This window comes from Paenibacillus sp. B01 (assembly GCF_009649995.1).
Classification (GTDB): domain Bacteria; phylum Bacillota; class Bacilli; order Paenibacillales; family Paenibacillaceae; genus Paenibacillus_O; species Paenibacillus_O pasadenensis.
Window position 1 is genome coordinate 2,082,162 of the sequence record NZ_CP045802.1, and the last position, 21,223, is coordinate 2,103,384.

Genomic DNA, 21,223 nt, shown 5'->3' on the forward strand with positions numbered 1-21,223 from the left:
ACGATGACTGCATAAGATCGACAGACCAGTCAAGCGCGAGGTGAAGCCAGTGGGAAGCATCACGTTCCATCATGTGTATAAGCAGTACAAAGGCGAGTCGCGTCCGGCCGTGGACGACTTTCACCTGACGATCGACGAGGGCGAGTTCCTCGTCCTCGTCGGGCCGTCCGGCTGCGGCAAGTCGACGACGCTGCGCATGCTCGCCGGCCTCGAGGAGATCAGCCGCGGCGAGCTGTATCTTGACGGCAAGTTCATCAACTATCTCTCTCCCAAGGACCGGGACATCGCCATGGTGTTCCAGAACTACGCCCTCTACCCGAACCTCTCCGTCTTCGACAATATCGCGCTTGGGCTCAAGCTGCGCAAGACCGCGCGGCATGAGATCGACCTGCGCGTGAACCGCGTCGCCAAGATTCTGGAAATCTCCCATCTGCTCGAACGCAAGCCGAGCCAGCTGTCCGGCGGCCAGAAGCAGCGCGTCGCCCTCGGCCGCGCGATCGCGCGGGAGCCGCAGGTGTTCCTCATGGACGAGCCGCTGTCCAACCTCGACGCCAAGCTGCGGGCGCAGACCCGCGCCGAGCTCATCAAGCTGCAGGCCGAGCTGAAGCGGACGACTGTCTACGTCACCCACGACCAAGTCGAGGCGATGACGATGGGCAGCCGCATCGTCGTCATGAAGGACGGGGTCATTCAGCAGGTCGCGCCGCCTCGACGGCTGTACGACGAGCCGGCCAACCGGTTTGTCGCCGGCTTCATCGGCTCGCCGCAGATGAACTTCATCTCCGGCGGCATCCACCGCGAGGACGGACGGCTGTATTTCGCCAACCGGCGCATGAAGCTGGAGCTGCCGCCGCAGACGGCGCAGCGCCTCGACGCCTCCGGCGGAAAGACGCTGCGCAGCGTCACGCTCGGCGTACGGCCGGAGCATGTGCGGCTCGCAGCCGCCGAGCGCTCGCAGGAGGCTGGCTGGACGGGCGCTTCCGTGCAGATGACGGAGGAGACCGGAGCCGACAGCTACGTCTACCTGGCGGCAGGCGAGACGAGGCTCATTGCCCGCACCGATTCCGAAAGCGCATACACGCCGGAGGACAACGTGGCGTTCGCCTTCCAGATGGACAAGACGCATCTGTTTGACGAAGCGACGGAACGCTCGCTGCTAGGGGAGGCGCCATGAAGCTCTCTCGCGTCGCCGTCCGGCTGCTGCTTGCGGCGGCCGTGCTCGCCGGGGCGGTCGCTGGCTTCTCCGGCGATGAGCCGCAGCGCTTCGCGCAGACGGTGGAGGCGTCGGAGCTGCTCGCCCCGACGCCGACAGACGACGGGGAGCCGCCCCCTTACGCGCGGCTGATGCTCCGCCAGCCCGACGCGGAGCGGCAAGCCGCCGGATCGCCATCCATTTCCATTGATCCGCTCGCCTACACGCGGCAGGCTCCCGAGACGAAGCTGAGCCGCGAGGACGGACGCGACGGGCCGGCGCTGCTTTGGAGCAGCGAGGCGGGCTGGGCGGAGTGGACGTTCGAGGCGCCGCGCACCGGCTGGTACGAGCTGCATCTGGACTACAAGCCGCTGCCCGGCGGCCGCTCCTCGATTGTGCGCGGGGCGATGATCGACGGCGCCTACCCGTTCGCGGAGTCGCGGGCGCTGGAGCTCGAGCGGCAGTGGAGGGATGCCAAGTATCCGTACGACCGCAACGAGATCGGCATGCAGGTTCGTCCCCCGCAGACGGAGCTAAACGAGTATTCTGTCAAAGCCGCCCGCGATTTCTCCGCCTCTCCGCGCCCGCTGCTGTACCGGCTGGAGCAGGGGCGCCATACGCTGCGCCTGGTCGGCGAGCGCGAGCCGGTCGCGCTGCGGGGCATCTCCTTCAAGCCGCAGCAGGCGATTCCGACCTATGCGGAGTACGTCGCCGCCCATCCGGCGTACGCGCCGGGCGGCGACCCCTGGCACGAGGTGATCGAGGCGGAGGCTTTCTTGCGCAAGTCGAGCCTGTCGATCCAGACCGACCACTGGGCGGAGCCGAACATTTCCCCCGATCCGAAAGGCCGCATCACCTACAACGTGCTGGGCGGCAACCGCTGGAGGCTGCCGGGCGAATGGGTCGAGTGGGAGCTGAATGCTCCGACGGACGGCTGGTACGAGCTCGATCTGAAGGCGTTCCAGAACTACCGGGCCGGCTTCAAGGCGTACCGCATGATCGAGCTCGACGGCCAGGTGCCGTTCCGCGAGTGGCTGCGCCACGAGATCGGTTACCGCAAGGAATTCGAGGTGGCGCCGGTCGCCGGAAGCGACGGACAGCCGTACCGGATCTATCTCCGCAAAGGCCCGCATGCGCTGCGGCTGACCGCCGACTCTTCCTCGCTGCAGCCGGTCGTGCTGGCGCTGCGAGAGGCGTTGTCCGAGCTGTCGGCGTTCGACCGCCACATCCGCCTCCTTACGGGCAACTACAGCAAGAACGCTTCCGACGCCAACATCGACGCGCAGCGCACCTGGGACATGGGCAAGTACGATCCTGCGGCGAAAAACAAGCTCGACGCCATCGCGCAGCGGCTGACCTCCATCCGCGACTATTTGAACGGAATAAACGGCCGGGACTCCGACTTGTCGCAGGCGATCGGATCTTCGCTCGCGATGCTGGACAAGATGCGGACCGACGTCAACGAGATTCCGAGCCGGGTGAACGACTTCTCGACGATCCAAGCGAACATCGGGGCGTGGATGACGACGCTGACCGAGCAGCCGCTGCTGCTCGACTACCTCGTGCTGCGGACGCCGGACACGGACACCGGGCTCAAGGCCGCGACGGCGCTCTCGCGGGTGCCGTACGCACTGAAGGATTTCGGCCGCTCGTTCACGATGGACTACGAGCTCGGAGGCAAGACGAAGGAGGGCGCGCTGACGATCTGGGTACAGCGCGGACGCGACTACGTCGACCTGCTGCGCGAGATGGTCGATCAGGACTTCACGCCGCGCACGGGCATCCCGGTGAACATCAACCTCATGACGAGTCCGAACCAGCTCATCCTCGGGAACGCCGCCGGCGAGGTGCCGGACGTCGCGCTCGGGCTCGGCGAGGCGACTCCCGCCGATTACGCGATGAGGGATGCGGTGGAGGATCTGTCCGGCTATCCGGGCTTCGGCGACGTGATGAAGCGGTTCATCCCCGGCGCGGCGCGGGCTCTGAGCTACCGTGGCGGGATCTACGGCTTGCCGGAGGTGCAGAATTTCCAGCTGCTGTTCTATCGCACGGACATCCTCGAGCGTCTCGGCCTCGAGCCGCCGGATACGTGGGAGGACGTATTCGACCTGCTGCCGACGCTGCAGGAGAACGGCATGACGATGAGCGTGCCCAAAGGCGACTTCGCCACCTTCTTCCTGGAGAATGGGGCCGAGCCTTACGCCAGCGACGGCCTGCGGGCCGAGCTGGACAGCGAGCAGGGCCAGCGGGCGTTCCGCCAGTGGACAGAGATGTTCACGAAATACAACCTGCCGATCGACATTCCGGCGTTTTTCCAGCATTTCCGCGACGGCGACATTCCGATCGGGATCGCCGACTTCAACACCTATGTGCAGCTGCTCGTCGCCGCGCCGGACATTACCGGCCACTGGGCGACGGCGCCGCTGCCGGGCATCGCGCAGAAGAACGGCGAGGTCGTCCGCTGGTCGCCGCAAGGGCTGTCGACCGCCGTCATCCTGCAGAAGAGCGAGCGCAAGGATGCCGCCTGGCAGTTCCTGACCTGGTGGACGTCGGATGAAGTGCAGGCGCAATACGCGGCCGACATGGAATCGTTCTACGGCCTGGAATACCGCTGGAACACGGCCAACGTGAACGCGATGCGGTCGCTGCCGTGGCCGGCCGCCGACTTGCGCTCCATCCGGGAGCAGGCCCGCTGGACCCGCAACCTGCCGAACGTGCCGGGCTATTATTTTCTCGGCCGGGAGATGGAGTTCGCCTGGAACCGGACCGTGTTCGACGGCATGCCGGCCAAGGAATCGCTGGAGCAGGCGCAGCTGTCTCTGCAGCGCGAGATGGACCGCCGGCAGCGGGACTTCGGCATCGGCGGGCGCAGCCTGGACGTGCCGCAGGTCGATCGGCCATACGACTGGGGAGGGGACGGATCATGAGCATCGAAACGGGCCTTGCGCCCGGCAGCCGGACCGGCGCCAAGCAAGGGAACCGCCCTTCGCCGGTCCTGCGGAAATGGAGGCGCTTCTGGCGAGAAATCCGCCGAGATGCGTTCTGCTACCTGTTCCTCGCGCCGTTCCTCATCTGCTTCGCCGTTTTCATCGTCATTCCCGTCGTGCTGGCCGCTACGCTCGGCTTTACCTCCTACGACGGCTTCGGCGAGCTGCATTTCACCGGCTTCGCCAACTACATCGCGCTGTTCACCCAGGACATCGTCTTCCTGACCAAGGCGCTGCCGAACACGTTTCTGTTCGCGCTGCTGGTCGGGCCGGGAGGCTACGCGCTCTCGTTCCTGTTCGCCTGGCTCATCCACCAGCTGCCGCTGCGGATCCGGGATTATTACACGCTCGTGTTCTACGCGCCGTCGATGGCGGGGGCAGTCGCGCTCTCGGTCGTCTGGATCGCGGCGTTCAGCGGCGACCGGGTCGGCTATGTCAACCACTTCCTGCTGACGATGGGCTGGATCGAGTCGCCGGTCGTCTGGCTGCAGGACCCGGAATCGCTGATGAAGATCATGATTCTCGTCTCGCTCTGGATGAGCTTCAGCGTCGGCTTCCTCGCGATGCTGGCCGGCCTGCAGACGGTCAACCGGGAGCTGTACGAGGCCGGGAGGATCGACGGCATCTCGAGCCGCCTGCAGGAGGTGTTCTACATCACGATCCCGTCGATGAAGCCGCAGATGCTGTTCAGCGCCGTCATGACGATCGTCTCCACGCTCAAGGCAGGCAGCATCTCCACGCAGCTGACCGGCATGGCCGTCACGCCCCAGTACGCCGGGCATCTCCTCATCAACCATATCGACGACTACGCCTTCATCCGCTTCGAGCTCGGCTACGCCTCGGCGCTGTCCGTCATCCTGCTGCTGCTCAGCTACTTCGTCATGAGATTCGCCTATCGCCTGTTCCATGAAAAGGAGGAGCTGTAAGTGAACCTCCGCCCGCATCTGCGGCCGCTTCGCCGCCTGCGCGCCGCATCGCCTTTCCAGGTCGCTCTGATCGCGGCGTTCACCGCCTTGGCGGCGTTCATGTCGCTGCCGATCGTGTTCATTTTCAACCATGCCTTCAAGCCGCAGAACGAGCTGTTCCTGTTTCCGCCGCGCTTCTTCGTCCAGAATCCGACATGGCGCAACTTCGAGGCGCTGTTCCTGCATGCCTCGAACGCGACCGTGCCGTTCACGCGCTACCTGTTCAACAGCGTCGTCGTGCTCGGCTTGACGCTCGCAAGCGTCATCGTCATCAGCACGATGGCCGCCTATGCGCTCGCCAAGCACCGCTTCCACTTCAAGGCGCTCATCCTGTCGCTGATCACGCTGTCGCTTATGTTCGCTCCGGAGACGGTGTCGATCCCGCGTTATCTGATCGTGAGCGGCCTCGGCCTGAACAACACCTACTTCGGCCATGTGCTGCCGTCGCTCGCCTCGCCGGTCGCGGTGTTCATGCTCGTCGGCTTCATCTCGCAGATCCCGGGCGACCTGCTCGAGGCGGCGCGGATCGACGGCGCCGGGCATCTGGGCATCTTCGCCCGGATCGTGCTGCCGCTGTCGGCGCCGGCCGTGGCGACGATCTCGATCCTCACGTTCCAGGCGGCGTGGGGCGATGTGGAGACGTCGACGCTGTTCATGCAAAAGGAGGCGATGCGGACGCTCGCCTTTTACGTGAACAGCCTGCTCAGCGGCCTGCAGAACAACGTGGCCGGCCAGAACATGGCTGCCGCCGCCGGCCTGCTGCTCTTCCTCCCGAACCTGATCATCTTCCTGCTCTTCCAGCGCAAGGTGCTGGAGAGCATGGTCCACTCCGGGATCAAGTGACTCCATCAGCAAAGGAAGTCGGACAATGAAGAAATGGATCGCCTGCCTGCTTGCCGTCGCGCTGCTGCTCGCAGCCGCCCAGCCGGCCGCCGCCGCGCTCCCGTACCGTACGTTCTACTACGACGCCAACCGGTCGGACTGGTTCCGCATCCAGCCGATCTACGAGCCGGCCGGGGCGTACCCGGCGCAGCTCGAGGAGCCGGCCGACCTGATGCCCGGACCGGACGGCAGCATCTATGTCGCGGACAAAAAAGCCGACCGCGTCGTCGTGCTCGCCCCGGACGGAGCCGTCAGGCGGATCATCGGCGAAGCCGAGGGACCGGGCCGCCTCAGCTCGCCGGAAGGGCTGTTCGCCGCCGCCGACGGACGGCTGTACGTCGCCGACTCCGGCCACGAGCGAATCGCGGTGTTCGGCCCGGACGGATCGTTCCAGCGGGAGTACCTCAAGCCGGATTCGCCGCTGCTGGGCGCGGAGGCCTTCGTCCCGACGAAGCTCGTCGTCGATCGGCGCGGCGTCCTGTACGTCGCGTTGAACTCCTCCTACCAGGGCCTCGTGCGGATCGATCCGCAAGGCGAGTTCATGGGATACTTCGGCGCGAACAAGGCGGACACGTCGATGCTGAACTGGCTGAAGAAGCTCGTCCTGAACAAGGAGCAGCTGGCCAAGGAGAAGGCCGCGCTGCCGAAGCCGATCGCCAACATCGCGATCGACGGAGACGGCTTCCTCTACACGGCGACGGCGGGAGCCGAGGGCAAAGCCGCGCTCCGCAAGCTCAATGCGGGCGGCGTAGACGCCTTCAAGAACAAAACGCTCGTGAACGGCCACGGCATCGTGGACGCCGCGATCGACGGGGACGGCTTCCTGTACGCCGTCGACCTCGACTCGGGCTTCATCAGCGTGTACGACCGCAGCGCCGAAGCGCTGTTCGCCTTCGGCCGCGTAGATAAGGAAACGCAGCAATACGGCATCGTCGGCTACCCGACGGCAATCGGCGTCGACGCGGACCGGGCGGTATGGATCGCGGATGCCGCGACCGGCTCCGTGCATAAATTCGTCCGCACGGCGTTCGGCGCTCAGGCGCTGACGGCGCTGGCGCTCTACCAGGACGGCCGCTACGAGGAGAGCAAGCCGTACTGGGAGGACGTCTACGCCCGCAACGACATGTTCGGCGCGACGTTCCAGGGGCTGGGCAAGGTCTATCTGCATGAAGGCGACGACGCCAAGGCGCTGTCGTTCATGCGGACGGCGTTCGATACGGACGGCTATTCCAAAGCGTTCTGGCAGCTGCGTCTGGAATGGCTGCAAAGCCGCTTCGTGCCGCTGCTCGGAGGGCTCGCCGCGCTGGCGCTGCTGCTGGGCTTCGGCGGCAAGCTCGTCCGCCGCCTATTTCGCCGCCGTCCGCTTTCGGAGCGGGGGGCGCGCTTCTTGGGCCATGTGCGGACCTACGGCTCGGTCATGCTGCATCCGTACGAGGCGTTCTACCGCCTCAAGGAAGCGCGCGTGCCGGCATGGCTCACGCTGGCGCTGCTCGGCGCCGCGATCGCCGCCAAGACGGCGAACGTCTACGGCACCGGATTCCTGTTCGATCCGGTCGACCGCGCGGACATCCATCTGCTGCGGGAGCTCGGCCTGTTCCTCCTCCCTTGGGCCACCTGGGTCGTGGCCAACTATCTCGTCTGCAGCGTGCGGGACGGGGAGGGCCGGTTCCGGGAGGTCGTGCAGGGCAGCGTCTACGCGCTGGCGCCTTACGTGTTCCTGTCGGTGCCGCGGCTCGTCTTCTCCAACATCGCCACGCTCGACGAGCAGGTGCTCGTCTCGTTCACCTCGGGGCTGATGGCGCTGTGGCTCGGCGTCCTGTTTTTCGTCATGACGCAGGTGATCCACAACTTCGACTTCGTCGAGACGATCCGGGGCTCGGCGGTGACCGTATTCGCGATCGGCACGATCTGGCTGTTCGGCTTCATCGTGTTCGGACTGAGCTACAATCTGCTGGACTTCATCCAGGAGCTGTACAAGGAGGCGAGCTTCCATCGTTAATCTGCTGAAACGAATGACCCGCCGCGCGAAGCTCGCGGCTGCGGCCGTCCTGGCCGCGCTTGCGGCCGCGGCGCTGCTGCTCGCCGGATCGGGCTCCCGTCCGACGGAAGCCGAGACGTATGCGCGGCTCGGCATCGATCCCGCTCCTGCAGCCGGGGCTGTCCTCGCCGAGGGCGAGGCGTGGCAGCCGGCCGCAGACGAGCGGGGGTACGCGCTGGCCGCCGAGAACGGCTCCTTCCGCCTCCGCATCCGGCCCAAGGACGGCTCGATCGAGGTCGAGGACCGGCGGTCGGGCTACAGCTGGTCGAGCAGCCCGTCCCGGGAGGAGCTGGCGCTGGAGAAGGTCAAGGGCTTGCCGCTCGCCAACCTGCAGTCCCCGTTCGTGCTGACGCTCGTCCGGACCGAAGGCAAGGACCAGACGATCCGGGAGTCGCTGAACAGCCTCAGCAAGGGCATGCGGCTCCAGCTGCTGCGCACGGCGGACGGGGTCGAGGTCCGCTATTCCTTTCCGGACCGGAAGCTTGGCTTCGCCGTCCGCTACGCGCTGACGGACGCCGGCCTGAAGGCTTCCATACCGGCGGCAGGCCTCGTCGAGCAAGGCGGATATGCCGTGTTCTCGCTCGACCTGCTGCCCTTCTTCGGCGCGGCGACGGCGGCCGAGGACGGATACTTGTTCGTGCCGGACGGACCCGGCGGCTTGATCCGGTTCCAGACCGGCCGCGCCGGACAATCCAAAGGCTACGCGCATCAAGTGTACGGAGCCGAGCTGGCCCGCACGAGCTCCTGGACCCGCGACGCGCAGCTGCGCGAGGACATCGCCTATCCGGCGTTCGGCCTGAAGCGCGGCGACCACGCGTTCGTCGCCGTGCTGACCGAGGGCGAGGGAGCGGCCGTAATCGCCGCGACGCCGCCCGGCGTCAAATCCTCCCGGTACAGCGTGCATTCCAGCCAGCTGTACCGGGAGGAATATCTGTACCGCATGAGCCGCCTGGCCGCGCCGACCAAAGCCGTGCAGAAGCAGCGGCTGGACGTGGACCGGGAGGTGGAGTACCGCTTTCTGAACGGCGGCGAGGCGGATTATGCGGGCATGGCGGCGTCCTACCGGGACTGGCTGATCGCGGAGGCCCGGCTCGGAGAGCCGCTGAAGCCGGCGGAGCATGTGCCGCTGCAGCTGCAGATCATGGGCGGCAACTACGAAAAGGCGTTCGGCCGAATCCGCTATGTCGCCGCCACGACGTTCGGCCAGGCCGCCGGTATGATGCGGTCGCTGCGCGAGAAGGGGGTAGCCGCCGCCCGCATCGTCTACTACGGCTGGCAGAACCGGGGCGACTACGACACGGAGAAGCGCTTCCCGATCGAGCCGGCGCTGGGAGGGGAGGACGCCGCCCGCTCCTTCCTGGCGGACATGGAGGCGCTCGGCACGAAGGTCGACTTCTACGAGGATTTCCTCTGGGTGGACGAAGCCTCGGGCGCGAGCGGCAAAAACGATGCCGTGCGGGCGATCGACGGCACGGCGTTCACGGATGAAGGCTGGTTCCTCGCCAAGCCCGCCTTCTCGGCGGCTGCGGCCGCGGATACGGTCGACCGGCTGCGCGAGCTCGGCGCGAGCGGCATCGTATACGGCGGGCTGGGCGATACAATATTCAACGATTATGAGGCGGACGGCATCCGGTCGCGCGCCTTCACGGCCGAAGTATACGGCGGCATGCTCGACTATGCGCGGCGCCAGCTCGGCTCGGCGTCGGTCAAGCGAGGCAACGCGTACGCGCTCGGCCATGTCGACGCGATCCTGGAGCTGCCCTCCGACTCGAGCCATGACTTCATGATCGACGAGACGGTGCCGTTCTACCCGATCGCGCTGCACGGGTACGTTCCGTATTCGTTCGGTCCGGCCAACCTGCGCGACGACGACGTCCGGGAGTTCCTGAGGGCGATCGAGTACGGCGCCCTGCCCTCGTTTTTCGTCACGCATGACGATTCCCGCAAGCTGAAGGAGACGCCGTCGGACTTCCTGTACAGCAGCCGCTTCGACAAGTGGGAGGAGCGGATCGCCCAGGAGTACGCCCGCTTCGACGAGCTGGCCGGCGTGCTCGCGCTGCGCATCGTCGGGCATCAGAAGCTCGGTCCGGAGCGGTATGAGACGACCTACGAGGACGGCACGAGGGTCGTCGTCGACTATGCGGCAGGAGACTATGCCATCGAGAAAGGAGGGGGAGCATGAGCGAAGCCGCGCTCCGAAAAAGGCTGGCCCTGAAGCATGCCGCCCGGCGCTACGGCATCGGCCTGCTGTTCCTGCTGCCCTGGGCGATCGGCTTCTGCGCGTTCGTCGCGGTTCCGGTCGGCTGGTCGATGTTCTTGTCGCTGCACAAGGTCGCGGTCGTGCCGGGCGGGTTCAAGTACGACTGGACCGGATTCGGCAACTTCCGGGACGCCTTCGTGAAGGACAACGTCTTTCCGATCGAGCTCATCACCTACTTCCAGCAGATGCTGCTGATGGTTCCGGTCATCGTCATCTTCGCGCTGCTCATCTCGCTGCTGCTGAACCAGCGCTTTCCCGGACGCTTCCTCTATCGCGCGCTGTTCTTCCTGCCCGTCATCTTCGCGACCGGCCAAGTGCTCTCGGAGCTGTTCGTCCAGGGGGCGGGCGACATCCCATTCCTCGACCAGTACAACCTCGAGCCGCTCGTCCGCCGCTACGTCGGAGGCGAGCTGGGACGGACGGTCATGGAGGTGCTCGGACGGGTCGTGCTCATCCTGTGGTATTCCGGCGTGCAGATCCTGATCTTCATCGCGGGGTTCCAGACCGTGCCGGCCTCTATCTACGAGGCGGTCCGCATCGACGGAGCGTCGCCTTGGGACAGCTTCTGGAAGATCACCCTTCCGGCCAGCATGCCGTTCATCAGCCTCAACGCGCTGTACACGATCATCGACCTGTTCACGTTCCCGCTCAACCCGGTGCTGAAGCATATCCGCGAGAACATGTTCAAGGTCGAGACGGGCTACGGCTACGCCAGCGCGCTCGCCTGGATCTATTTCGCCTTCATCTTCGTCCTGATCGCCCTCGTGATGGGCTTCCTCGGCCGAAGCATGAACCAAAGGAGGAAACGCGCATGAGCGCCCATCCACCGCTGCGAAAGAGCGGCGCTCCGGCGAGGGGCGGCCTGCGGGGCAGGCGCGTCCAGAAAGCGCGGATGCTCGTGCTCGGGCGCAGCTTCTCCGACGGCCTGCTCGCCAAGGCAGTTATCTACGCGCTGCTCTCGATTGTCGCCTATCTGTACTTGCAGCCGCTGCTGTACATGGTCAGCACGACGCTCAAGGACATGAGCGACCTGCTCGACCCGACCGTCAAATGGATTCCCCGCCGCATCACCTGGGACAACCTGGCGAAGGCGGTCGAGGGGCTGCGTTACCCGGAGGCGCTGCGCAATACGGCGCTGATCGCGGTCAGCTGCTCGCTCGTGCAGGTCATCGTCTGCGCCATGACCGGCTATGCGCTCGCGCGGCTGGCCGTGCCGTTCAAGGGGCTGGTCACGGCTCTGATCATCCTGACGTTCCTCATCCCGCCGCAGGTCATCCTCATTCCGCTGTACGTCATCTTCAGCAAGCTCGGGCTGCTGAACACGATCTTCGTCTTCCTCGTGCCGGCGCTGTTCGGACAGGGGCTCAAGGCGGCGCTGTTCATCCTCATCTTCCGCCAGTTCTTCCATGCGCAGCCGGCCAGCCTGGAGGAGGCGGCGAAGCTGGACGGCGCCGGCACGCTGCGGCTGTTCTTCCGCATCATGCTGCCGCTGGCCCGCTCGGCTTGCCTCGTCGTGTTCCTGTTCTCGTTCATCTGGTACTGGAACATGTACTACGAGCCGTCGATGTTCCTCGCGCAGGGCTTCACGCCGCTGTCGATCCGCCTCGACAACCTCGAGGACGTGCTCAATCCGTCGCTGCTCGGCAATACGCATTTCATCACCAACCCCGTTACGGAAGGCACCAAGATGGCGGCGGCGTTCCTCATCATCCTGCCCCCGCTGCTGATCTTCATGGTGCTTCAGCGCTGGTTCGTCGCCGGCATCGAGCGAACGGGTCTCGTCGAGTAGCGGATACGCGGGCCGGCCATGCGCCGAGCCGCCTGGAGAGGGGGAATGCGCTCCGTCCGCCGCGGACGGCCGCCTGGCCCGGGGATCGCCGCAAGCGGCGCCCGGGAACGATCCATCATCATCATTACTATGGGGAGGAAACAACCATGAAAAGGACATCCACGATCAAATCCGCGCTCGGCACGGCGCTTGCCCTGTCGGTCATCCTGGCCGGCTGCAGCGGAGGAAACGGAGCGAACGCTCCCGCCGCCTCCGACAGCCCGGCGCCGAGCGCCGCTGCCGCCGAGCCGTCGCCGGGGGGAGGAGGCGGGGCCGGCGAGGAGCATGAGCCGGTCACCCTCCGCTTCATCTCCTGGAAGGATTCGTACAACGAGCTGTACGAGCTGTTCCATCAGAAGTACCCGTGGATCACGATCGAGCAGATTCCGGTCAACTCGCAGCCGATCCTGGAGATCATCGCGGCGCAGGAGGCGGCGGGGACGCCGGCCGACGTGACGGAGATCGACACCGACCTGATCACGTTCGAGCAGAACGGGCTGATCGAGGACCTGGGACCCTACATCGACAAAAGCGACATCTTCAAAAACGCGACGTTCCCGGAAGGCTTTTTCGACACGATGACGTTCAAGAACAAAAAGCTCGCCGTACCGATGGTCGACGTGCCGATGTGGGTGCTCGTGAACAAGGACCTGCTCGCCAAGCACGGCGTCGACATGCCGGGCAACGACTGGACCTACGATGACTTCCGCGAGATCGCCAAGACGATCACCGATCCAGATGCGGGCGAGTACGGCGTGACGACCCAGCCGGAGATCCAAATGCGCCTGCTCAGCACGAAAGCGATCGCGGACGGCCATGCGGCCAACCTGCACTACATGAACGAGGATCTGACGCAGAGCCTGCTCAGCACGCCGGATGTCATGAACGACGCGAAGTGGCTGCGGGAGTTCGTCACCAAGGACGGCTCGATGCAGAGCGAGGCCGACGCGAACGCGACCGGCAACGTGACGAAGGAGTTCATCAACGGCAAGACCGGCTTTGCCATCGGCGGCGACTGGGTGCTGCCGACGTTGAAGGAGAAGGCTTCGTTCGAGTGGGACGTGCTGCCGTTTCCGAAAGGGAAGGTCAGCCAGCCCGGCTACTCCATCTATGGTCCGCTCGCGCTGCTGTCCGGCTCCAAGCACAAGGAGGAGGCGTTCCTCTGGCTCAGCTTCCAGTTCACGCCGGAGGCGCAAAAGTGGAAGATCGACCAGGGCGCGAACGCCTCGGTCGTCGATGCCGAGCTGACCGCATATTATGACCAGGCCCCGATTTGGGAGGGCAAGAACATCGAGGCGGTCAAGATGGCCCGCGAGAACGCGAAGGTCCAGCCCGGACTGACCGTGCCCGGCTGGAACGAGTACAACTACAACAATATCATGAACGATATCATCTTCGGCGACCGCGACATCAACGACCTGATTCCCGAGACCGAGGCCTGGAACAAAAAGACAGCGGAGCTGCGGGCCTCGCTTCAATAAACTGGACTGCCTTCCGGATGAAAAGGGGCTGACCGAGAGCCGAGTGCTTTCGGGCCGGCCCCTTTTTGGCGAGCATGGTCTAAGCCTTGGCCAAGATCGCCCTGCAAGAGCCAATATCCTCCCATTGCCCGATCCGCGGGGGAAGCTTATGATGAGGGGAAACGGCCCTTAAGATGTAAGCGCATACTTGATGGAGGGCGCTTGCGGAGCGGCCCAGGGGGGCATAAGGCGATGTCCGCGATCAAGCGCCGAATCGCGCTGGCGATGGCGGGCCTGCTGCTGCTGGCGGCGGGCCTTTTCTTTTATTGGATGAACGGCCGCGAGCCGGAAAGCAGGAACGCCGTTCCGAGCGAGCCGGAGGCGACGCTGAAGTTTTATTTCGGAGGGGACAAAAAAGCCGCAACCGACGAGGTGTGGGCGGCGGTCAGCGACTACGTGAAGGCGAAAGGGCTGAACGTGAAGTTCGACATCCAGTTCATCCCGTGGCCGGACATGCCCGGCAAGCTGCTGGTGATGGCGGCCGCTGGAGACCGCTGGGACCTCAACTTCGACTCCGACACCTCGTACCAGCAGATGGCCGCGCGCGGCTCCTACCTGCCGCTGAACGACCTGCTGCCGCGCTATGCTCCGAACCTGTACGCGAAGTACAAGGATCAGGGCACGCTCGGCTCCGCGACGGTGGACGGGGAGATCGTCGCGCTTCCGTGGACGGTCAAGATGAACCAGCGCTTCTATGCCGGCTGGCGCTCCGATCTGGCGCGGAAGGCGGGCATCTCGCGCGAGCCGGACTCGGTCCGGACGATCGAGGATGTCGACCGCCTGCTGCATGAGCTGCGGGAGGCTTATCCCGAGGCCAAGCTGACGCGCACCTCGCCGCTGCCGATCTACACGGTGAGGGAGGAATGGGTCGATCTCGGCTTCCACAACCTCGGCTTCTACCTCGGCGATTCGAACCGTACGGTGAGGGCCATCGAGGACCAGCCGTTTTATCTGGAGGCGGCGAGGATGAGCCGGAGATGGTATGAGGGCAACATCCTGAACCGCGACGCGCTCATCGACAAGGAGAGCGCCGCCGACCAATGGCGCGGCGGCAAGATGCTGTTCACGATCACGTCCCACGAGTGGGCGTTCGCCGCCGATCCCGGCTTCACCGATCCTTCGTATGCTCAGCAGATGTCGCTGCTCTATCCCGACAAGCGATACGTCAACCGCTCGCCCACGGCCAACGTCGTCGCGATCAACCGCAACTCGGAGCATGCCGACCGCGTGCTGCGCTTCCTTGACCTGCTGGAGACGGACCGGACGCTGTACGATCTCGTCATCTACGGCATCGAGGGCAAAACGTATTTGCTGGAGGGCGGCAAGGCGGTCTATCCGAGCCAGATGCAGTTCGCCACGAGCAACTACATGGACTGGGACGGCCAATGGGCATTCTGGAAGCCCGCCTTCATGCGGCCGACGGCGACGTACCCGCAAGGCTTCTGGGAAGAAGAGACCCGCTTCGCCGAGCTGCCGACGAACATCGACTCGCCGGTGGCGGGGCTGTTCTTCAGCGACGACCTCATTTTCTCGGAGCTGGCGAAGCGGGACCAGGCTTACGAGGAGCTCGGCAAGCGCATCGAATACGGCATGGCCGGCGATCCGGAGGAGGCAGTCCGGACGTATCGCGGCCGGCAGGATCGCGCCGGCAAGGCCCGCATCCTGGCCGACGTGCAGCGGCAGATCGACCGCTATCTCGAAGACCGAACGAACGGAGGGTGATCTCGCGTGCTGAGCGTGCTGATCGTAGACGACGAATATGAGATCCGGGAAGGGCTGCGCCGGCAGATCCCTTGGGAGGAATACGGCATGACGGAGGTGCTGGCGGCCGGAGACGGCGACGAGGCGCTGGAGCTCGCGGTGGCGCGCCGCCCCGATCTGATCGTGACCGACATCAAGATGAACCGCATGTCCGGCCTCGAGCTGCTGGACGCCCTGCGCTCCGTGCCGGATTATGAGTGGAAGGCGATCCTCGTCAGCGGCTACGACGACTTCGAGCTCGTCAAGCAGGGCATGCAGCTGCAGGCGATGGACTATATCCTCAAGCCGATCAGCAAGGACGAGCTTGGACGGATCGTGCGGCGGGCCGCCGATACGATCGCCGCCGAGCGGGCCGATCGGACGAGCCGCTCGCAGCTGAGCGATCAGATGCGGCTCGCCTTACCCAAGCTGCGCGACGAGGTGCTGCGGGAGCTCGCGGAGAGCGGCTACGACCCGTATCGGCAGACGCGCGTGCAGCATCGGCTTCAGGCGCTGCAGCTCGACTGGATGGAGCGGACGCCGCTCCTGATGCTGCTCGCGGAGGCGGATGACCTGAAGGCTGTTGCCGCCTCCAGCCGCTACCCGGGGGAAGCGGACTTGATCCGCTTCGGCATTGGCAATGTCGTCAGTCAGACGCTTGCCGAGGAGTATCCGGGCCAGACGGTGCTGTTTCCGGATTCGGACGGCCGCTGGGCGGCCTTGCTGGCCTGTCCCGACGACGGGCTGCCCGAGCGGGCGCTCGCCGTCGCCGAAGAATGCCTGCTGCGCATCCGGAGGTTCATCAAGGTCGGGGCCAGCCTATCGCTGTCGTCGGTTCCGCGCGACTGGGCGCATCTGCACCCGATCTATTCCGAATGCAGGGACTATTTGGACAAAAAGGCGGCTTACGGCGGCGGGCGGGTGTTCACGGAACGGTCCGAGGAAGAGGTCGAGGCGGAGGAGACGCTCTCGATCCAGGAGCCGTCCGATGCCGCCGACCTGCTGCGCTACGGCTCCGACGAGGACATCCATGCGGCTATGGAAGGCTTCTCGGCCATGGTCAAATCCTGGGAACGGGACGGACTCAAGGACATCCAGCAGGCCGTCTTCCATTGGCTGATGGACGTCTACCGGCTCGCGGCGGCAGCGGGCTGGAGCGACCGCTCCTGGGAAAAGGACCCGATCGCGCTGTGGGAGCGGCTGGAGCGCTACGACAACGTGCAGTCGCTGCGCGAGCATGCGGAGGAGGCGCTGCTGCGAGCGGCGCGCGACCTGCGGCGGACGTCGGCGCAGGCGAGCCAGATCGTGCAGGAGGCGGAGCGGATCATCCGCACCCGCTATGCGGACGGACTCACGCTGCAGGCTGTCGCGGACGAGGTTCACGTGACGCCCGTCTGGCTGAGCAAGCTGTTCAAGAAGGAAAAGGGGCGCACGTTCCTCGAGGAGCTGACCGAGACGAGGCTTGCCCGAGCCAAGGAGCTGCTCGCCGATGTCCGCTTCAAGATCTACCAGGTGTCCTATTCGGTCGGCTACAAGGACCCGGTGCATTTCACCAAGCTGTTCAAAAAGCAGCTCGGGCTGACGCCGAAGGAATACCGCCGCCAGAGAGGCATCCTGGATGATTAAGGGCTCGCTGAAGCTGGCCTCCTCGTTCCGCAATAAGATGATCTTCCTTTTTTTCGCGATCACGATCGTGCCGTTCCTGCTGTTTGCCTCCTATGCTTATACGAAGTCCGTGGAAGGCATCCAAAACGCCAACGCGACGTTCTCGATGGATTATTTGGAGCAGACGAAGCGCAACGTGGAGGCGTACCTGAACCAGCTCAACGATCAGGTGAACGACCTGATCGGCGACGGAGCGCTGCAGGCGATGCTGGCCGAGCCGCCGGACGAGGGAGGCGAGGAGGAGGCGGTCGCGGTTGACCTGCTCAATCTCGTCTATCAGCGGAAAAAGCAGATCGATGCGCTTCAGGTGCGGGTGTTTCCGTTGCCGACGGAAGCCTACCCGACCTATATGCGCACGCTTGGCGCGCCGGCCGGCGTGGAGCGGGAAGCGTGGTTCGGGCGCGCCAGGCTGGGCGTCGTGCCGACATGGCATCTGTCTCTCGGCAGCGGCCCCGGTTCGAGTCCGCTGCTCGTTTACGTCAAAACCTTTACCGGCCTGCATGACCGTACGCCGCGCGGCATCGTCGCGACCGATCTGTCCGAGAGCCATCTGAGCCGCTTTTTCTCGCCGACCAAGCGCTTGGAAGGACAGCGCTTTCTCTTGCTCGGAGAGCAGGGGGATATTCTGTTCGACTCGTCGCGCAGCGAATGGACCGGACAGCCGCTTCCCTCCGCCGAGCTGGAGCAGAGGCGCCAGGTGGAGACCGAGGGCGAGATGACGATTCCGCTGCATGGAGAGGATCAGCTCGCGACGTTCGTCAACATGGACAGCCTGCCGTGGACGCTGGTCAGCCTGACGCCGATGAAGGCGCTGACGAAGCCGGTGTCCGACCTGAACCGGCTGCTCGTCTTTTTCCTGGCCGCTTATCTCGTCTGCTCGGTCGGCGTCGTCGCCTATATCACCGTATCGTTCACGCAGCCGATCTTCCAGCTCGTCCGCCTCATGCGCAAGCTTGAGGACGGCGAATTCGGCCTGCACATCCCGCATCAAAGCCGCCAGGACGAAATCGGCTGGCTGTATCGCGGCTTCAACCGCATCCTGCGGCGGATCGAGTCGCTGATCGAGCAGTCCACGCTTGCCGAGCGCAACAAGAAAGAGCTGGAGTTCCAGGTGCTCAGCCATCAGATCAACCCGCACTTCCTGTACAATACGCTGGAATCGATCCGCTGGAAGGCGGAAAATCACGGCCAGACCGATATCGGGGAGATGGTGTCGGCGCTCGGCAACCTGCTGCGGCTCAGCCTCAATCAAGGCAAAGAGCTGACGACCGTCGGACGGGAGCTGGAGCAGGTCAAGGCGTATGTGCAGATCGAGCAGGCACGCCTGGGCCGGCCGCTGCGCGTAGCTTATTTCTTCGACGAGCGCATGCTGGAGCAGCCGCTCATCCGGCTGCTGCTGCAGCCGCTCGTCGAAAACGCGATCCAGCACAGCATCCGCGAGAACATCGACCGCGGCAAGGTGGTGCTGACCGGCAGGATGGACGGAGAGGACCTGCGAATCGAGATCGCCGACAACGGCCGAGGCATCCCGGATTCGGTGCTCCAGGCGCTGGCCAGCGAAGAGCCCGCACCGGCTCGCGGCCGCCGCACCGGCGTCGGGCTGCGCAACGTGAACGAGCGGCTGAAGCTGTATTTCGGACCGGACTACCGGCTGCAGATCGAGAGCGGGGAGCAGGGCACGCGCATCGTGATCCGCCACCCGGCTCTGCCTCCCGACGATGCGGGCGCAGAGCGGCCGGAAGGCGGGACAAGCCAAAACCGCCCTGCAAACGCCAAGGATGCCTCCTACCGGACGGACGAGACGGAAGGGTAAGATGGACCTATCACCCCCTTCGAGGAGGCACTCTGCCCATGAACCTGTACCTGCAAGCCAAAACCGGCCGCAAGACGGCAGGCAATCCGATCGTGACGTCCATCTACACCGCCGACCCTTCCGCCCATGCGTGGGGGGACGGTCGCCTCTATATCTATGCTTCGCATGACATGGACCCGGCCCGGGGCTGCGACCGAATGGACCGCTACCATGTGTTCTCCTCCGCCAATCTGGTCGACTGGACCGACGAGGGCGAGATTCTGCGCTCCGACGACGTCGCCTGGGGACGTCCGGAGGGCGGCTTCATGTGGGCGCCCGACGCCGCATTCAAGAACGGCGTCTATTATTTCTATTATCCGCATCCGAGCGGCACGGACTGGAACGGCACATGGAAGATCGGCGTGGCGACGAGCGCCGAGCCGGCGCGCGGATTCCAGGACCAGGGCTTCATGGATGGCCTCGGCGGCTTCGCCATGATCGACCCTTGCGTGTTCGAGGACGAGGATGGAAAGCATTACTTCTACTACGGAGGCGGAGGACGCTGCCAGGGCGGCGAGCTCGGGGAGGACATGATGTCCATCCGGGGCGGAATGACGGACATGGAAGGACTGGTGGACTTTCATGAGGCGGCCTGGGTATTCAAGCGCGGAGGTCTTTATTACCTGACGTACGCCGACAACCTGGAGGACAACAATCGCATGCGCTACGCCACAAGCGCCTCGCCGCTCGGACCGTGGACGTACCGGGGAATCTTCCTCGAGCCGACGGGCTGCTCCACGACGCACGGCTCGGTCGCCGAGTTCAAGGGCGAATGGTATTTGTTCTACCATAATCAAGCCGTCTCGGACCAAGGCAACCTGCGCAGCATGTGCATCGACCGGCTGGAATTCGAAGCGGACGGCTCGATCCGCACGGTCGAGCAGACCGCCGAGGGCGTGGCTCGCGTCGGCGATACGGCGGAGCCGGAGCGGCCGCGGCGGCTGTATCCGGCAGCGGATGCCCGCCTTGAAGGCGGGGCGCGCCTGGAGTCCGAAAGCTTTGGCGCGGCCGGCGGACTGGAGGCGACGGGCGCGGCAGCCGTGTTTGACGGCGTTGACGGCGGGCGCGGCGGCCGGGCAGCCGTACGGGTGATCTATGCGTCGTCCGAGCGTCTCGCCAAGCTGCGGCTGATCGTGAACGGCGAGGATTGGTCGCTGCTCAACGCCTTGTCCACAGGCGGGGCGGAGCGGTTCGAGGGCGAGACCGGCTTGACGGTGCCGCTGCGGCCAGGCGCGTCCAACGAGATTCGGCTGGAGGGCGGCTGCGGCGACATGCGGATCGCCGGACTGGCGGTGGAGCTGCTGGACGCCTAGGGCGCTGCGCTTGCGCGGCTCCGCGATTGCGGCCTTGCAGGCCCTTCCCTTTCAGGGGAGGGCTTGCTTGCGTTGCCGAGCGCCTTGGCACGGTACCGCCCCGGCGTCTCGCCCTCGATCTGCTTGAACACGCGGCTGAACGATGCGATGTCCCGATAGCCGACCATGCCGGCGATCGTGTCGAGCTTGTGCTCCGTCGCTCGCAGCAGCTCGCTGGCGGCGGCGATCCGCTGGCGCTGCACGAACCGATGGAACGTCTGGCCGGCATGGCGCCGGAACAGACGCTGAAAATGCCGCTCGCTCATGCCGGACCGCTCTGCCGCCTCATGCAGCGTGATCGGGCCGAGCGCCTGCTCGCGCACCTGCTCGATCGTCTCGGCGAACGCATGGATCGGAGAAGGCTCCTGTCCGGATCCGCCGCTCGCGTCCGCTTCCCGCAGCCGCAGCCACTCGATGAGCAGCAGCGTCAGCAGCGCGGACAGCATGGCGGGCGTGCCGGCGCGCGGCGAGGCATGCTCCTCGTGCAGCCGCTCGAACAGCGGCTCGAGCTTCAGGCGCGCGTCGCGGATATGGCCGGCCCCCGGCGGACCGGCCTCGATGTCCCGCCAGCGCTCCAGCAGGCGGAGCTCCGGCGAGGCGGCAGCGATCTCCTCCAGCAGCTCGGGCTGGAATACGACGTTGTACACGACGAGCCGCCGGCTTTTGTCCGCCGAGTAGGGACGGAACACATGGGACGCGCCGACCGGCAGCGCGTAGAAGTCGCCGCGTCCCGCCGGATGGGCGGTGCCGCCCAAATACTGGTAGCCGGTTCCTTCGGCCACATAGTTCAGCTCGATGAAGTCATGCTCGTGCAGGGCGGTCTCGAACCGCTCCTCGATCCGGTTGACGAAAATCCGGTACCCCGGACGGAACAGCTCGCTCGCTTTCATCGTAAGCCGGCTTCGCTTCATGCGCGGCCTCCTTTCGGCATCGGCAGCTATA

Annotated in this window: 14 protein-coding genes; 13 read left to right on the top strand and 1 reads right to left on the bottom strand. The window is 65.3% G+C overall.

What is annotated here, in order from left to right; all coding sequences use genetic code 11:
* The first annotated feature begins 49 nt into the window (after nucleotides 1–49).
* The 13 genes from GE073_RS08850 to GE073_RS08910 all read left to right on the top strand — a co-directional run bounded on the left by GE073_RS08850 (nucleotide 50) and on the right by GE073_RS08910 (nucleotide 20,242).
* Nucleotides 50–1,174 carry an ABC transporter ATP-binding protein gene (locus GE073_RS08850; protein ID WP_153783286.1) on the top strand — a complete coding sequence of 375 codons (1,125 nt, stop codon included), beginning with the start codon at nucleotides 50–52 and terminating at the stop codon, nucleotides 1,172–1,174.
* Complete coding sequence (locus GE073_RS08855; protein ID WP_153783287.1) at nucleotides 1,171–4,119, top strand: extracellular solute-binding protein; 2,949 nt, start codon at nucleotides 1,171–1,173, stop codon at nucleotides 4,117–4,119. Before GE073_RS08850 ends, GE073_RS08855 begins: the two co-directional genes overlap by 4 nt.
* Complete coding sequence (locus tag GE073_RS08860) at nucleotides 4,116–5,105, top strand: carbohydrate ABC transporter permease (protein WP_153783288.1); 990 nt, start codon at nucleotides 4,116–4,118, stop codon at nucleotides 5,103–5,105. Before GE073_RS08855 ends, GE073_RS08860 begins: the two co-directional genes overlap by 4 nt.
* Complete coding sequence (locus GE073_RS08865; protein ID WP_228551381.1) at nucleotides 5,106–5,987, top strand: carbohydrate ABC transporter permease; 882 nt, start codon at nucleotides 5,106–5,108, stop codon at nucleotides 5,985–5,987.
* 25 nt (nucleotides 5,988–6,012) lie between these two features.
* Nucleotides 6,013–8,025 (top strand): YIP1 family protein, encoded by a 2,013-nt coding sequence (locus tag GE073_RS08870; RefSeq protein ID WP_153783289.1) that lies wholly within the window; start codon nucleotides 6,013–6,015, stop codon nucleotides 8,023–8,025.
* Between the two features lie 13 nt (nucleotides 8,026–8,038).
* Complete coding sequence (locus GE073_RS08875) at nucleotides 8,039–10,246, top strand: DUF5696 domain-containing protein (protein ID WP_153783290.1); 2,208 nt, start codon at nucleotides 8,039–8,041, stop codon at nucleotides 10,244–10,246.
* Nucleotides 10,243–11,139, top strand: coding sequence for a carbohydrate ABC transporter permease (locus tag GE073_RS08880; RefSeq protein ID WP_153783291.1), 897 nt, complete (start codon nucleotides 10,243–10,245; stop codon nucleotides 11,137–11,139). The genes GE073_RS08875 and GE073_RS08880 overlap by 4 nt, the downstream gene beginning before the upstream one ends.
* Nucleotides 11,136–12,113 carry a carbohydrate ABC transporter permease gene (locus GE073_RS08885; protein WP_153783292.1) on the top strand — a complete coding sequence of 326 codons (978 nt, stop codon included), beginning with the start codon at nucleotides 11,136–11,138 and terminating at the stop codon, nucleotides 12,111–12,113. The genes GE073_RS08880 and GE073_RS08885 overlap by 4 nt, the downstream gene beginning before the upstream one ends.
* 146 nt (nucleotides 12,114–12,259) lie before the next feature.
* On the top strand, nucleotides 12,260–13,633 hold the full coding sequence (locus GE073_RS08890; RefSeq protein WP_153783293.1) for an ABC transporter substrate-binding protein: 1,374 nt from the start codon (nucleotides 12,260–12,262) through the stop codon (nucleotides 13,631–13,633).
* A gap of 231 nt (nucleotides 13,634–13,864) precedes the next feature.
* Nucleotides 13,865–15,394, top strand: a complete 1,530-nt coding sequence (locus GE073_RS08895; RefSeq protein WP_153783294.1) for a DUF3502 domain-containing protein — start codon at nucleotides 13,865–13,867, stop codon at nucleotides 15,392–15,394.
* 6 nt (nucleotides 15,395–15,400) lie between these two features.
* A complete protein-coding gene (locus GE073_RS08900) occupies nucleotides 15,401–17,038 on the top strand; it encodes a response regulator (RefSeq protein ID WP_153783295.1) in 1,638 nt (545 codons plus the stop codon).
* On the top strand, nucleotides 17,031–18,890 hold the full coding sequence (locus GE073_RS08905; RefSeq protein ID WP_153783296.1) for a cache domain-containing sensor histidine kinase: 1,860 nt from the start codon (nucleotides 17,031–17,033) through the stop codon (nucleotides 18,888–18,890). The genes GE073_RS08900 and GE073_RS08905 overlap by 8 nt, the downstream gene beginning before the upstream one ends.
* A 38-nt stretch (nucleotides 18,891–18,928) precedes the next feature.
* Nucleotides 18,929–20,242 carry a family 43 glycosylhydrolase gene (locus GE073_RS08910; protein ID WP_153783297.1) on the top strand — a complete coding sequence of 438 codons (1,314 nt, stop codon included), beginning with the start codon at nucleotides 18,929–18,931 and terminating at the stop codon, nucleotides 20,240–20,242.
* Here GE073_RS08910 and GE073_RS08915 read toward each other — a convergent pair.
* Nucleotides 20,239–21,192 (bottom strand): AraC family transcriptional regulator, encoded by a 954-nt coding sequence (locus GE073_RS08915; RefSeq protein ID WP_194843327.1) that lies wholly within the window; start codon nucleotides 21,190–21,192, stop codon nucleotides 20,239–20,241. The two genes, GE073_RS08910 and GE073_RS08915, sit on opposite strands and share 4 nt — an antisense overlap.
* Nucleotides 21,193–21,223 lie beyond the last annotated feature (31 nt).

Coding starts and splice junctions, on each gene's coding strand:
- GE073_RS08855 (WP_153783287.1), top strand. CDS start 1,171: ATGAAGCTCTCTCGCGTCGCCGTCCGGCTGCTGCTTGCGGCGGCCGTG.
- GE073_RS08910 (WP_153783297.1), top strand. CDS start 18,929: ATGAACCTGTACCTGCAAGCCAAAACCGGCCGCAAGACGGCAGGCAAT.
- GE073_RS08870 (WP_153783289.1), top strand. CDS start 6,013: ATGAAGAAATGGATCGCCTGCCTGCTTGCCGTCGCGCTGCTGCTCGCA.
- GE073_RS08895 (WP_153783294.1), top strand. CDS start 13,865: ATGTCCGCGATCAAGCGCCGAATCGCGCTGGCGATGGCGGGCCTGCTG.
- GE073_RS08860 (WP_153783288.1), top strand. CDS start 4,116: ATGAGCATCGAAACGGGCCTTGCGCCCGGCAGCCGGACCGGCGCCAAG.
- GE073_RS08875 (WP_153783290.1), top strand. CDS start 8,039: ATGACCCGCCGCGCGAAGCTCGCGGCTGCGGCCGTCCTGGCCGCGCTT.
- GE073_RS08885 (WP_153783292.1), top strand. CDS start 11,136: ATGAGCGCCCATCCACCGCTGCGAAAGAGCGGCGCTCCGGCGAGGGGC.
- GE073_RS08905 (WP_153783296.1), top strand. CDS start 17,031: ATGATTAAGGGCTCGCTGAAGCTGGCCTCCTCGTTCCGCAATAAGATG.
- GE073_RS08915 (WP_194843327.1), bottom strand. CDS start 21,192: ATGAAGCGAAGCCGGCTTACGATGAAAGCGAGCGAGCTGTTCCGTCCG.
- GE073_RS08890 (WP_153783293.1), top strand. CDS start 12,260: ATGAAAAGGACATCCACGATCAAATCCGCGCTCGGCACGGCGCTTGCC.
- GE073_RS08880 (WP_153783291.1), top strand. CDS start 10,243: ATGAGCGAAGCCGCGCTCCGAAAAAGGCTGGCCCTGAAGCATGCCGCC.